Annotated in this window: 13 protein-coding genes; 7 read left to right on the forward strand and 6 right to left on the reverse strand. The window is 60.5% G+C overall.

Features of this window, described 5'->3' with window-relative positions:
• Positions 1-68: 68 nt before the first annotated feature.
• Together HBOR_RS02080 and glpK are read right to left on the reverse strand one after the other, a co-directional pair.
• Positions 69-1,139 (reverse strand): hypothetical protein, encoded by a 1,071-nt coding sequence (locus HBOR_RS02080; protein WP_006055398.1) that lies wholly within the window; start codon positions 1,137-1,139, stop codon positions 69-71.
• Between the two features lie 3 nt (positions 1,140-1,142).
• Positions 1,143-2,678, reverse strand: coding sequence for a glycerol kinase GlpK (gene glpK, locus HBOR_RS02085; protein ID WP_013440445.1), 1,536 nt, complete (start codon positions 2,676-2,678; stop codon positions 1,143-1,145).
• A gap of 354 nt (positions 2,679-3,032) precedes the next feature.
• On the opposite strand from glpK, the gene HBOR_RS02090 reads away from it, so the two are divergent.
• Both HBOR_RS02090 and HBOR_RS02095 read left to right on the forward strand, forming a co-directional pair.
• A complete protein-coding gene (locus tag HBOR_RS02090; protein WP_006055396.1) occupies positions 3,033-4,457 on the forward strand; it encodes an FAD-dependent oxidoreductase in 1,425 nt (474 codons plus the stop codon).
• Positions 4,458-4,542: 85 nt separating this feature from the next.
• Entirely contained in the window at positions 4,543-5,190 is a 648-nt protein-coding gene (locus HBOR_RS02095) for an archaellin/type IV pilin N-terminal domain-containing protein (RefSeq protein WP_013440446.1), read from the forward strand.
• Positions 5,191-5,193: 3 nt separating this feature from the next.
• Here HBOR_RS02095 and HBOR_RS02100 read toward each other — a convergent pair whose 3' ends face one another.
• Positions 5,194-5,379, reverse strand: coding sequence for a hypothetical protein (locus HBOR_RS02100; protein WP_013440447.1), 186 nt, complete (start codon positions 5,377-5,379; stop codon positions 5,194-5,196).
• Positions 5,380-5,470: 91 nt separating this feature from the next.
• Positions 5,471-6,064 (reverse strand): AsnC family transcriptional regulator, encoded by a 594-nt coding sequence (locus HBOR_RS02105; RefSeq protein ID WP_006055393.1) that lies wholly within the window; start codon positions 6,062-6,064, stop codon positions 5,471-5,473.
• Between the two features lie 243 nt (positions 6,065-6,307).
• On the opposite strand from HBOR_RS02105, the gene HBOR_RS02110 reads away from it, so the two are divergent.
• The 4 genes from HBOR_RS02110 (at position 6,308) to HBOR_RS02125 (ending at position 9,196) form a co-directional block, all read left to right on the forward strand.
• Complete coding sequence (locus HBOR_RS02110; RefSeq protein WP_006055392.1) at positions 6,308-7,612, forward strand: PKD domain-containing protein; 1,305 nt, start codon at positions 6,308-6,310, stop codon at positions 7,610-7,612.
• Positions 7,613-7,765: 153 nt separating this feature from the next.
• Positions 7,766-7,963: a heavy-metal-associated domain-containing protein gene (locus HBOR_RS02115; RefSeq protein WP_006055391.1), complete on the forward strand. Its 198-nt coding sequence runs from the start codon at positions 7,766-7,768 to the stop codon at positions 7,961-7,963.
• 72 nt (positions 7,964-8,035) lie between these two features.
• Entirely contained in the window at positions 8,036-8,716 is a 681-nt protein-coding gene (locus HBOR_RS02120; RefSeq protein WP_006055390.1) for a class I SAM-dependent methyltransferase, read from the forward strand.
• Between the two features lie 63 nt (positions 8,717-8,779).
• Positions 8,780-9,196 carry a hypothetical protein gene (locus tag HBOR_RS02125; protein ID WP_006055389.1) on the forward strand — a complete coding sequence of 139 codons (417 nt, stop codon included), beginning with the start codon at positions 8,780-8,782 and terminating at the stop codon, positions 9,194-9,196.
• 281 nt (positions 9,197-9,477) lie between these two features.
• Here the strand turns inward: HBOR_RS02125 and HBOR_RS02130 are convergent, their stop codons facing one another.
• Positions 9,478-9,774: a DUF6360 family protein gene (locus HBOR_RS02130; RefSeq protein WP_006055388.1), complete on the reverse strand. Its 297-nt coding sequence runs from the start codon at positions 9,772-9,774 to the stop codon at positions 9,478-9,480.
• A gap of 99 nt (positions 9,775-9,873) precedes the next feature.
• Here HBOR_RS02130 and HBOR_RS02135 point away from each other — a divergent pair, with 99 nt between their 5' ends.
• Positions 9,874-10,536 (forward strand): TIGR00266 family protein, encoded by a 663-nt coding sequence (locus HBOR_RS02135; protein ID WP_006055387.1) that lies wholly within the window; start codon positions 9,874-9,876, stop codon positions 10,534-10,536.
• Positions 10,537-10,564: 28 nt separating this feature from the next.
• Here HBOR_RS02135 and HBOR_RS02140 read toward each other — a convergent pair whose 3' ends face one another.
• Positions 10,565-12,337, reverse strand: a complete 1,773-nt coding sequence (locus HBOR_RS02140) for a nitrite/sulfite reductase (protein ID WP_006055386.1) — start codon at positions 12,335-12,337, stop codon at positions 10,565-10,567.
• Positions 12,338-12,350 lie beyond the last annotated feature (13 nt).

The following is a 12,350-nucleotide window of genomic DNA, read 5'->3' on the forward strand; positions in this document are numbered from 1 at the left end:
CTGCTGTATCCGTGTGGTTGGATGGTTGGGGTGGGAGATGAAGGTACTCCCGGTCGTGCGAGAGCGACTTAGAGAGGGAGATACACCGAGGTGGGAATGACGCCTGCGAAGTAGAGCACTGCGATGAGAACCGTCACGAGGACGATTGCCATCGCCGGCGGGTCCACGTGGGTTCCGGAGTGCGAGTAGAAGATGCGCTGCGTGAGTTCACCGAGGAGACCGCTGAGCGCGCCGAAGACGCCAGCAGCCAGCAGGATGGCGATGGGACTCCCGACTGTGGCGGCCGCGACGGCCGCGCCGCTTGCTCCCATCAGGGTGATGTGGTGAGTCACGGGAATCTTCTCGACGCCGAGGTTGAGGAACAGCAGGCTCATCGCCGAGATACCGTAGCCGAGGAAGAAGCTCCCCGTCTTCAGCCAGATGTAACCGCCGAGAATCCCACCGACGAGTCCGATCACGGTGACGCCGGACCACTTGTACTGGTGGGGAAGCCACGGCTCGGTCGCCGGTCTGACGGTTTCGACGCCGCCGTCAGTCGCCACGCGCTCTTCGCCACGCTCGAAGGGAGACATGTCGAGCAGACTGTTTCCGGCCGCGCTACCAATCAGTGGGTAGCTGAAGACGACGCGGGCGATCATTGCCGACAGGAACACCGTCAGCGCGATGGTGTCGGTCGGGAACCCGAGTCCGATAGCGATTTGATTGATGATCGCGCCGAGTCCGCCGAACAGGGCACCGACGGCGAGAATGTCGGGCTTCGTCCCGAAGGCGTAGGTAATCTCCTTCCCGAAGTGATAGCCCTCTTCGGGACCCATCTCGGGGTACTTTTTCCCTGCATAGGCACTCGCGGCAACACCGCCAGCGAAGGCGATGTGCGGGCCGGTGATGGCACCGAAGCCGATAACGCCAGTCAGGCCGGTGGCGACTTCGCCGCCGGGGATACCGCTGAGCGTAGCGAGGTTCCCTTCGAGAATCGCCAGTCCCTCTCCGAGGAACACCACGAAGCCGGTGAAGATGAACGCCGGGAGCGCACCGATGGCTGCCCCGAATGCCCCGCCTGCGAGGGCGGTGATGAACAGGACCGCGAACGCTTCGGCACCCATATCGATGACCGGGAGTTGGAGCATGAGTTCGTTCATGAATTACTCCTCCCGTGCCCAATCGAGCGAGCGGTCAACTGCTTCCTTCCAGCGGCCGTAGCGCCCATCGACGTTTTCGGCGTCGTCGTCGGGAGAGAACTCCCGGTCGACCTGCCAGTTGTTTCGGAGTTCGTCGAGATTACTCCAGTAGCCGACGGCCAGTCCGGCCGCGTAGGCGGCACCGAGCGCCGTCGTCTCGTCAACCATCGGTCGCACGATGTCCGTGCCGACGATGTTCGACTGGAGTTGGCAGAGGAAGTTGTTCTTGACTGCGCCGCCATCGACACGAAGCGTCGAGAGGTCGATGCCGCTGTCTTCCTCCATGGCTTCGGCAACGTCGCGGGTCTGGAACGCGATGGATTCGAGCGTGGCGCGAACGACGTGTTCGCGGCGGGTGCCGCGGGTCATGCCGAGGATAGTACCGCGGGCACGCTGGTCCCAGTGAGGTGCGCCGAGTCCGGTGAACGCGGGGACGAAGTAGACGCCGTCGGTCGAATCGACAGAGCGGGCGAGTTCTTCGGTTTCGGCGGCGTCGTCGATGAGGCTCACGTCTTCGAGCCACTCGATAGCCGCGCCGGTGATGAAGATGGAACCCTCAAGCGCGTACTGGACGGGTTCGCCCGAGCGCTGGAAGCCAACGGTGGTCAGCAGGCCGTGTTCGCTCATGACGGCCTCGTCGCCGGTGTTCATGAGCATGAACGAGCCAGTGCCGTACGTGTTCTTCGCGTCGCCAGCGTCGAAACAGGTCTGACCGAACAGCGCGGCCTGTTGGTCCCCGAGCGCGCCCGCGACGGGGATTTCTGCTTCAAGGAAGCCGTCCGAGTCGGTCGTTCCGTACAGGTCCTCGTCCGACGATGGCCGAACTTCCGGCAGCATCGCCTTCGGCACGTCGAACTCTTCGAGGAGTTCGTCGTCCCAATCCATGTCGTGGATGTTGAACAACATGGTGCGGGAGGCGTTGGTCACGTCGGTGACGTGCGCGCCCGTGAGTTTGTAGGTGACCCACGTGTCGATAGTACCGAACATGAGCTCGCCTTCCTCCGCCCGTTCGCGCACATCGTCGGGGCGCATGCGAGCGAGTTTGATGGGGTCGGCGTTGTCGAGGAGCCACTCGGCTTTCGTTGCTGAGAAGTATGCGTCGGGTTCGAGACCGGTCTTCTCGCGGACCCACTCCTCTTTACCCTCGTCTTGGAGCGTCTCGACGCGGTCGGTCGTCCGGCGGTCCTGCCACACGATGGCGTTGTACACCGGTCGTCCGCTTTCTTTGTCCCAGATAAGCGTCGTCTCACGCTGGTTGGTGATGCCGATTGCATCCAACTGCTCGGCGTCGAGGCCGGCCTCTTCGAGCGCCGTCAGCATCACAGCCTGCGTGTTCTCCCAAATCTCCTCGGGGTCGTGTTCGACCCATCCCGGTTCGGGATAAATCTGCTCGTGCTTCTGGTACGCGTTCGCTACGACTCGCCCGTCGTGGTCGAAGACCATGAAACGGGTTCCTGTGGTGCCTTGGTCGATTGCACCGACGTACGTGTCTTCGGTCATGCTTCGTTCGGTCACGGCCCGAATTTTACTCTCGGTGCCGCCCTCTGGATAAGAATACCATATGTTCATGATAAACTTTTCCCTCTTAGTTAGGTACTACCACATTCAGTTCCGGTTGTGTTCATCCGGGAGAGGCCGTCTAAACCTGTTTCAACCCATAATCGGTTCAAAATCTTGATTTTGGCGCAATTTCTACTGAATGTAGGATAGGCGGCTCGTAGCGGAGGATAACGGCTTTTGACTCACAGTTTGGAGTAGTGGTAGAAAAATTCGGGCATCGAGGTGCGGTTCGGCCGTGCGCAGTGTCTACCTCACCGAGCAAACTACGTAACTGGTGCCTGTAATCGAACGGGTATGTCTGATCCGTTTGTCGTCGTCGGTGGCGATGCTGCCGGTCTCTCGGCGGCGAGCAAGTGCAGGCGCGAAGACCCGGAGAGAGCGGTCCTCGTGTTCGAGAAGGGCCGATGGGTCTCATACGCGCACTGCGGGACCCCGTACTTCGTGAAAGGCGAGGTGGACTCACTCACCGACCTCCTTTCGCTCTCGCCCGCGGATATCGAAGACCGCGGCATCGACCTCCGACGCGAACACGAGGTCGTTGCTGTCGATACTGACGCACAGACGGTGACGGTTCGCGGTCCGGACAGTAAGTTCACCCAATCATACGGTGATCTTCTCGTGGCGACCGGCGGCAGTGCCGTTTCCGCCCCCATCGAAGGATTCCATCTCGACGGCGCGTTTACCATGCACGGTCTCGACCACGCCGCCGCAGTTCGGGCCTTCCTCGCGGACCCCGGGGAGTTCTCCGTCGGCGACCTCGGAGGTGCCACGGACGTAGACCGTGACATGGCTGCCCGGTACGGTGCGATGGAACCACCCGAGACGGTCGCTGTCGTCGGTGGTGGCTACGTCGGCGTCGAGATGGCTGAGGCGTTCTCCGCACACGACTTGGATGTCCACGTCTTCCAGCGACCGAACCGACTCCTCTCGCCGTTCGGTGAGGCAGTCGGAGAACGGGTGGCCGACCACCTGCGCGAGCAGGGCGTCACGCTCCATCTGGGCGAAGAAGTCGCAGCACTCCGCGGGGAAGGGCAGGTCGAAACGGTCGTCTGCGGGTCGGGAACCAAACTTGCCGTCGATGCCGCACTCGTCGGTATCGGTATCCAGCCGAACACAGCCCTCATCGAGGAGACGCCCGTCGAACTCGGTGACTCCGGCGCTATTGCCACCGACGAATTCGGACGTACGACCGTCGAGAACGTCTACGCTGCGGGGGACGTCGCAGAGATGCGGCACGTCGTTACCGACGATCCGACGTGGGACCCACTCGGTCTCCCGGCAAACCGCGCGGGTCGAGCAATCGGTTCGACGGTGGCGGGAACCCCCGAACCTGTTGGCGGCGTCGCCGGAACGGCGGTGGTGAAAGCGTTCGAGTTGGAGTGTGGACGAGCGGGAATACTCGACTACGAACGCGCCCGGACGGCCGGATTCGACCCCGTTTCCGAGACGATTACTGCGGGCTCGCGGTCCGGTTACTACCCGGGCGGGTCCGAGACGACGGTGACGCTCACTGCTGACCGGAGTTCCGGCCGACTTCTCGGTGGGAGCATTGTGGGTGCCGACCGCGCAGCTATCAGAATCGATACTATTGCTACCGCACTCGGTTCGAAGATGACGGTCGCAGAACTCGAACGACAGGATCTTGCCTATGCTCCGCCGTTTAGCCCAGTTTGGGATCCGATCCTCGTCGCCGCCAAAGTTCTCGGCGGCCGTCTATAGTCTTCGCTCAGTAGCTCGTCACCCCCCATCGTTATTGATATTGAAAACCCTAGAGTAATATTATCTGAATGTATAGCTCCCGAACATGAGATTGGTCTGCCGTGAGGATTCAGTCGGTCATACAGGTCGTCGTGGGCAGGTTGGTATCGGAACGCTCGTTGTTTTCATTGCGATGGTTCTGGTCGCCGCGCTCGCTGCTGGGGTGCTGATACATACGGCTTCCTTCCTGCAAGCCACCGCCGAAGACGCCGGGAAAGAGAGCATCGACCGCGTCGTCAACGGCGTTGAAGTCGTCACTACCGCCGGACACGTCACGGACGGAGACGACGGGTCAGTGGACACGGTTCGTCTCTGGGTCCGACCTCGTCCCGCTGCTGGCGACATAAACGTCTCTCGGCTCACCGTCAAGTGGGTGGGCGAACAGGCTGGACAAAGTCTCACGTTCTCCGGCACAGATCCTGTTTCACCGTCCACCGCAAGTGACGCGCACACGACGTTCAACGCATCCGAGAGCATCGGTGACGGTGACAAGATACTCGAACAGGGCGAAGAATTCGTCCTCTACTTCAATGTCTCACAGATCGAGAGCGGTGACGCCGACCCGGCGAATCTGGCCCCTCTCCATCCCGGTGATCAGGCGACTACTGAGATTACCGTCGCTACGGGAAGTACTTCCGCCGCCTACCTTACGGTCCCTGACTACTCGGGTAACGCGACGTACGTCCGACTCTAACGGTTACTCGAATTCGACACGACAGGTCGTTCCGGTCGCTAACCCCTCATGTTCGATGTGCGCCGCGAGACACCCGTACGTGCAGAACGCACCCGTCTGCGTGCGCGTTCCGTCAACGAGTTCTTCCACGTACACTGGGGCGTGCGCCGTCACGTCGCATCCGCAGTAATCGCACGCTGTTTGACTCATCGGTTCGGTCTACGGCGTCTACACTTACATCGTTGTCTCAGCAACAACCCGGTTACCGACTGATGCCGACTGCTCTTTGAATCCACCAAAATTACTCCGCATCGGCGCTGAACCGCTCGTACTGTTCGCGGAACCGGGCGGCACACGACGGACAGCAAAAGTGGTACTGGTTTCCACCGATCCGGTCGCTCTCGCCTTCGCTCGTCACGGTGTTACCGCATTCGGCACAGGTGAGTGCAAACTCCGTCCCGCCAACGCTCGGCACCCACTCCATCTCCGAGACAATTGTCACGTCGTAATCAGTAACGCGTTTCAGATCAACCACCTCGTCGATACCCTCGCGGACGGCGTCCGAACGGAACCGTGCGGAGAACACCACGTCGCCCTCGACGGTGACGAAGACGTGTTCGACTCCCTCTGACTCGCGTAGGTTGTCTGTAACTGCTGCAACTTCCGTTGACGGAAGGTCCAATCGGACGAGGACGGGGACGCCCGCACGAAGTTGCGAGCGGTCGAGATCGAGGGTGAACCGTCTGATGACACCGGACTCGCGGAGTTTATCCACTCGGTCGGAGACCGCGGGTGGCGAGAGATCAACTTGCTCAGCGATGTCGCTGAACGGTCGTCTCGCGTCTTCGGTGAGGAGTTCGAGTATCTGGAGGTCGGTCTCGTCCAACTCGCGCATGCTGTCATCGTTGCCTCCTGGGTAGATGTGTTTTGCCCCTGACTAGCTCTAGATTATGCCGTTCGTTCGCTCCGAAAATTTGTTTTTGAAAGTATATCCTGGGCGGAATTAATGTTAAACAAAAAACATATGGGTGGTAGGGATATCCGAGCGGCTGTTACACGGCTGCTACTGTCTCTATTCGGCACTCTATAACGAAGCGCATGGCTCGTCCTCGTAAGCGTAGAGGTCACCGAAACCACAATGAAACGCCAACAGACAGTTATCCTCGTCGCCGTCGCCACTGTCGTCGCTGTCGGCGGTGGTGCAATCCTCTTTACCGACCAGGGCGGTGAAGCGGACGCCTCCACCGCGGCCAACGACGCGTCGGCGGCTGTCGGGGAATCGACGCCGACGGCGCAATCGAGCAATTCGAACAATCAGCAGACAGAGACATCTGGCGAGTCGGACAGTTCCGAATCGGGTGATGTAACGTCCGGTGCCGACGATAGCGATACCACGTCGTCGAGTTCCAACAGTACCGACGCCCAGTCCGTCGAACGCGCGAACGAACCACCGACGGCCGAAGCAGGGGCGAACAGAACTGTTCCCGAGTGGCTTCGCGTCCATTTCGACGCAACATCCTCTAGCGATCCCGACGGCAACGATGCCAACCTCACCTACGAGTGGACACAAATCGATGGTCCGGCGGTGGACATCGTCGATGCAGACACTGCAAAGCCCAACATCCTCACGCCGGAGATTGTCTATCGGACCGACCTTACGTTCCAACTCACTGTCACCGACGAAGCGGGAGAGACGGCGACGGACACAGTGACGATCACTGTCCGCCCGCCGGACCGAGACGACTCTGACGACGAGCAGACGGAATCTGACAACTCGACCGACGAGTCCGATAACTCCACCGACGAATCGGATGACTCCGATTCAGAGCAACCGTCGGACCCGAACGACGACGCCGGTGACTCAGACGACGATTCTGATGATTCGAGCGACGACTCGGGCGATTCAGATGACAGCGACTCCGGTGATTCGGATGACGACGCCGGTGATACGGAGACCACTCGCGACGACATCGCACAGGCGGTCTTCGACTCGAACTTCGACGGCCTAAACGCCGCGGATGCGGCCGTTGTCGAGGAATTCTACATGCGCCAACCTGACGGCGACTGGGACCTCTCGACGGTCCAGACCCGTGACGAACTCGCACAGGAGGAGTACGGGTCGGACTACGACGAACTCGGCTTCGATGCTCGCGTCGATGTACAGACGGCGTTCGACGCCCAGTTCGATGACACGGGCGGCGCACTCTCGAAAGACGAAATCTCGCAGGCCAAATGGGGCTACGACTTCGACGAGTTGAGTAACGAGTCCGCAGGTCAGATTACGGAACTGTACGACCGGCAACCGTGGGCTGACAGAGAGACCGAACACGTTCGCACCCGCGAGCAGTGGTCACAGCGCCTCTACGACTCCACGCTCTCAGATCTGACGCGCGACGCTCGACTCGATGTCGAACGCCGGTACAACAACCAGTTCGACGACTAATACGGGCGGTCGGACAAGGATTGTCTGACCGGCTGACGATGCTCCAGCCATCTTTTTCTCTGCTTGACTTTTGTTTCATCGGCTTTGACCCGGCATAGACTGTGGATTTTCAAGAGAAAATTGAATAAAACTCCAACGACAAGATCACCTGTTATGAGTCAGACGCTCACTGTTGAGGGGATGAGTTGCGGCCACTGCGAACAGACCGTCGAAGACGCGCTCTCGAACGTTGATGGAGTCGAATCCGCCGCCGCCGACCACGAGTCTGCGTCCGTAACGGTACGGGGTGATGTCTCCGTGAACAAACTCGTCACTGCCGTCGAAGACGCTGGCTACGACGCCTCGGCGTAATCACCCAGTGCTACGATTTTCCGGCTGACTTCCGGTGACGGGCTTTATTCACGTGCCGCTCGGAGCGTGACTGTGGCCCGAGACGAACGCGGTCGCGGCGTCTACGATTGGTGGAGCGGCCACCAGCGCCTGTTCGGCGTCCTTTCGACGCTTCTCCTATTCGGGAAGGGCGACGACGCCCGCGCCCGTGGCGTCACCTCGTTGGCGCTTGATCCGGGTGATACCGTTCTTGACGTTGGGTGCGGGCCGGGTGTCAACTTTCCTGCGCTCCGCGAAGCGGTCGGCCCGGACGGCACGGTCGTCGGACTTGATTACAGCGCTGGGATGTGTCACCGCGCCCGCAAACGGGTCCGCAAGGCGGGGTGGGAGAACGTCCATGTCGTCCGCGGTGACGCCGCACGACCTCCGTTCGAGACACCGTTCGACGCCGCTTACGCGACACTGTCGATGACGGCGATGCCCGAAGCAACGGCTGTCATCGATGCCGTTTACGATAGTCTTCGACCTGGCGGTCGGTTCGTCGTCGTGGACACGCGCCCGATTCAGGACGCTCCGTGGGACCGCCTCAATCCACTCTTTACACCGATTTCACGGCTTGCCACGAACTGGCTCCCCGACGTGGACGTAGTCGGTGCTCTCCGTGATACCTTCGAGACGTATTCGCTTACGGAGTACAACGGCGGAACCCTGTATGTTGCGACGGCGACGCGGGAGGATGGGAGGGCCGCCGACACGACACCACTGCAGGAGTAGTCTGTCACCAATACTTCCTCACTGCGGCGACAATGGTATGTGTAAACGTAACGTGTTCTGTGTATGAGTGACGATCACGATTCACTGAGTCAACACGATCCCGATATTTCCGATGCTGAACGCGAGGCCCTTCACGAGTTACAACTCGGTATCGAACACGTGTATCGGGGTTACGGAACGTTGCTGACGTTCCATCACCAAGTTGGCCATGCGATGGATCACCTTGCGAATGCGGAGGCGTACCTCCGCGAAGCGGGTCACAAAGAGTGGGCGAATATTCTCCGCGACCACCACCTCCCGGCGGGTGCAGTTGACGACCAGTGGACGTACGAACTGGTACAGGCGTTCCGCGAGGGACTCCTACAGGACGTCGCTGACTTCGAACATGACGTTCGAGACGACCTCGTTGATGGTCTCGATCACGTGACAGAACGGCAACAACAGTCTCAATGGCGTGAACGTGCCGGATGGGATGAGTGAGCGTTCTCCTCTGTATCGGGAGCAATACGGGTGAACGTGCAGAATTTGTTTCGCTTGGTTATATGTACCGTGGACCCGTAGCAAACGGTGCGCGTCGAAGTGGCACACACTATTCGCGGCGGTGTTCCATCTCCCCCCCGGAACTCCCCACCCACCCCCCCAACCTTCCGTCGCGAGTTCGACGCGACACTTTCTGACGCTCGCATCCGGATTACTCGGGTGCGGGCGTTCTTCAGGCCTGAGCGATTGGTTTGTCCCTCTCCCGGAGAGTTAGCGTTCGACTACTCGCCGTCGGTCTCTTGCTGTGCTTTTTCGACTCGTTCAGCGTACGATGCCAACTCCTCGGAGAGTTCGCGCGCCTCTGATGCCGAGAGCGTCACTTTGTCGGCGTGTGCCGGCAAGTGGTCGAGTTGGGAGTTGTCGAGTTCGAGTTCGAGGCGGACGTGGTCGGGGTTCTTCCGCGGTGCGGTGACGTTCAGGACGGCAAACGCCTCCTCGGTAAAGTCGTGGCCGACCGCTTCGGCATCCAGCATATCGAACGTCGTGTAGGCGTTCACGCGGAGTAGTCTGTTTGGCATACACACCTTTACCCACCGGGCGGTCATGTGCGTGACGCCTCCGATAGCCGCGGTTGTCACGTACTAGTGTTTTTAAGTAAAAACGACGCAGCGGCGAGTATGCAGTTCGAAATTGCCGACGGCCACAGTTATGCGACGCTCGAAATCGACTTCGACGAGGGCGAACGAGTCGGTATCGAACCCGGGTCGATGGTGACGCGAAGCGAGAACGTTCGCGTCGAGACGACGTCGGGCGACGATGGAATCGGCGGTATGCTCAAACGCGCTGTCTCGGACGAAATCGACGTGATGACGACGTACTTCATCGCCGAATCCGACGGTGCGCACGCCCTCCTCGCACCGGACTACCTCGGCGACATCGCTCGCGTCGAACTCGACGGAACTGAGGGTGTGAAAGTCCAGTCCGGCGGACTGCTTGCATGGTCTGAGGGCGTCGAACGTGGAACGGCCCGCAACGAGGCGAGTAACTTCTTCTCGTCGGGTGAACTCACGGTGCTGAAACTCGACGGGAAAGGGTCTGCGTTCATCTCTGCGTTCGGTGCAGTACGCAAGGAGACGGTCACGGCCGAGGACCCGCTCATCGTGGACGAAGACCATCTCCTCGCGTGGACGGACGGACTTTCGGCGTCGCGGCAGAAAGACTCGAATCTCACCTCGTCACTGCTCGGTGGCGAGGGGTTCGTGACGAAACTGTCCGGCGAAGGGTCGGCGTGGGTGCAGACGCGCGACCCGATGGTGCTGTTCGGGCCGAGCGGGAACTAACATCTCCCGTCTTCCCGACTGGCGCGCCTCAATCGTCCGCCGACATCGGTGAGTCGTCAGGGAACGTCGGGGCTGGACTCGCGTCCATAGAGTCCTCGTCGGCGTAGGGGTACCACGTCATCTTCGTGTTGTGCATCATCGGGTCCTCGTAGTCCGTTTCCTCGGGTTCGACGAACTCGTCGAGTTCCTCGTCATCGTGCCGGGCGACGAACTCGCGGAACGACTCGCCGTCCTCACGGTTCGCTTTGAACTGATCCAGCAGATTCGAGATTGCACCCGGAACCTCGTCTACGGGAATCCGTTGGGTGACCCAGCGTGCGAACTGCGGTTCCTCGCCGAGACCGCCGCCGAGGCCAACGTCGAGTGCTTCGACGGGTTCGCCGTTCTTTCGGGTCTTCATACCGCGGAGGCTGATGTCCGCAATCTGCGGTTGTGCGCAGGAGGCCGTACATCCGGAGAGGTGGATGTGGAACTGATCGATGTCGTCGGGAAGTTCGACGTTCTCCTTCAGCCACCGCGCGTAGCGGACTTGTCGGTTCTTCGTCTCCACGATAGAGAGCGAACAGAACTCGGTACCGGTACACGCAACCGAGCCACGCATGAACGGTGACGGGTCGGGCGAGTAGTGTTCCAGCAGGTCTTCGCCGAGGAAGTCGTCGAGGTCTTCTTCGGGTACGTCGGTGACGATGACGTTCTGCCGCTGAGAGAGACGGACTTCGCCGGACCCGTACTCGTCCGCGAGGTCGGCGAGTTCGAGTACGTCTTCGGCACCCATGCGGCCGACGAGAACGTTCAAGCCGACGAAGTAGTTGCCGTCCTTCTGTTCGTGGACGCCGATCAGGTCGTTTCGTCCGCCACTGCCGGTGTTGTACGTGTACTCCTCGCGGACGTCGCGGCCTGCGGTGTGGAGTTCGAAGTCAACGTACTCTTCCTGCAGGACGTTGCGAACCTTCTCCGGCCCCCACTCGTCTACGAGGAACTTGATACGAGCGTTGTAGCGGTTTTCGCGGTCGCCGTTGTCGCGGAAGAGCGCAGAGAGGCCGCCCGCCACGTCGGAGACGTTCTCGGGAGCGACCCACACGTCGATGTCGCGGGCAAAGCGCTCCTCGTTGCGGGCGAGACCGCCGCCGACGCGGACGTTGAAACCGACCTTCTCTTCGACGTCAACCTCCTTGTACGCCGGTTCGAAGGCGAGGTCGTTGATGTCCCCCTGTCCGGACCCGTCCGCGGACCCCGTCACGGAAACCTTCCACTTACGCGGGAGGTTCGAGTGATCCTCGTTGCCTTTGAACGTCTCGTTGAGTTCGCGGATAACGGGCCACGCATCGATGACTTCCTGAGCGTCCTTCCCGGCGACGGGGTTGCCGACGATGTTGCGCCACGAGTCACCACACGCTTGCTGGGCGGACAACCCGTTTTTCTCCATCTTCTCGAAGATCGCGGGCACGTCTTCGATGTTGATCCAGTGTAGTTGGATCGACTGCCGGGTCGTGAAGTCGGCATAAGCGTCACCGAAGATCGGATTCGTCCCCGGACCGGTGGCGTACTCCGCTGCGATTTCGCCGACGACGCGCAGTTGCCCCGGTTCGAGAACGCCGTTTGGCGTCCCAATCCGCATCATGAAGTACGACTCCTGCCCGTTCCGCTGGTGGTACAGTCCCCACCATTTGAATCGCTCGAACCACTCGTCGTGTTCGTCCTCGGGGATTGCGTCCCATCCTTCTTCTGCGAACTCGTACAGATGTTCGCGTATTTCGTTCCCGTACACCTCAGATTTCCAACGCTCGACGTCCGTGGGCATCTTCTTACTCTCC

It is taken from the genome of Halogeometricum borinquense DSM 11551 (genome assembly GCF_000172995.2).
Lineage (GTDB): Archaea > Halobacteriota > Halobacteria > Halobacteriales > Haloferacaceae > Halogeometricum > Halogeometricum borinquense.

Excerpts from the sequence above, each read along its gene's own strand:
- HBOR_RS02090 (WP_006055396.1), top strand. The coding sequence starts at position 3,033 with ATGTCTGATCCGTTTGTCGTCGTCGGTGGCGATGCTGCCGGTCTCTCG.
- HBOR_RS02140 (WP_006055386.1), bottom strand. The coding sequence starts at position 12,337 with ATGCCCACGGACGTCGAGCGTTGGAAATCTGAGGTGTACGGGAACGAA.
- glpK (WP_013440445.1), bottom strand. The coding sequence starts at position 2,678 with ATGACCGAAGACACGTACGTCGGTGCAATCGACCAAGGCACCACAGGA.
- HBOR_RS02115 (WP_006055391.1), top strand. The coding sequence starts at position 7,766 with ATGAGTCAGACGCTCACTGTTGAGGGGATGAGTTGCGGCCACTGCGAA.
- HBOR_RS02135 (WP_006055387.1), top strand. The coding sequence starts at position 9,874 with ATGCAGTTCGAAATTGCCGACGGCCACAGTTATGCGACGCTCGAAATC.
- HBOR_RS02130 (WP_006055388.1), bottom strand. The coding sequence starts at position 9,774 with ATGCCAAACAGACTACTCCGCGTGAACGCCTACACGACGTTCGATATG.
- HBOR_RS02125 (WP_006055389.1), top strand. The coding sequence starts at position 8,780 with ATGAGTGACGATCACGATTCACTGAGTCAACACGATCCCGATATTTCC.
- HBOR_RS02095 (WP_013440446.1), top strand. The coding sequence starts at position 4,543 with ATGAGATTGGTCTGCCGTGAGGATTCAGTCGGTCATACAGGTCGTCGT.
- HBOR_RS02105 (WP_006055393.1), bottom strand. The coding sequence starts at position 6,064 with ATGCGCGAGTTGGACGAGACCGACCTCCAGATACTCGAACTCCTCACC.
- HBOR_RS02110 (WP_006055392.1), top strand. The coding sequence starts at position 6,308 with ATGAAACGCCAACAGACAGTTATCCTCGTCGCCGTCGCCACTGTCGTC.
- HBOR_RS02080 (WP_006055398.1), bottom strand. The coding sequence starts at position 1,139 with ATGAACGAACTCATGCTCCAACTCCCGGTCATCGATATGGGTGCCGAA.
- HBOR_RS02100 (WP_013440447.1), bottom strand. The coding sequence starts at position 5,379 with ATGAGTCAAACAGCGTGCGATTACTGCGGATGCGACGTGACGGCGCAC.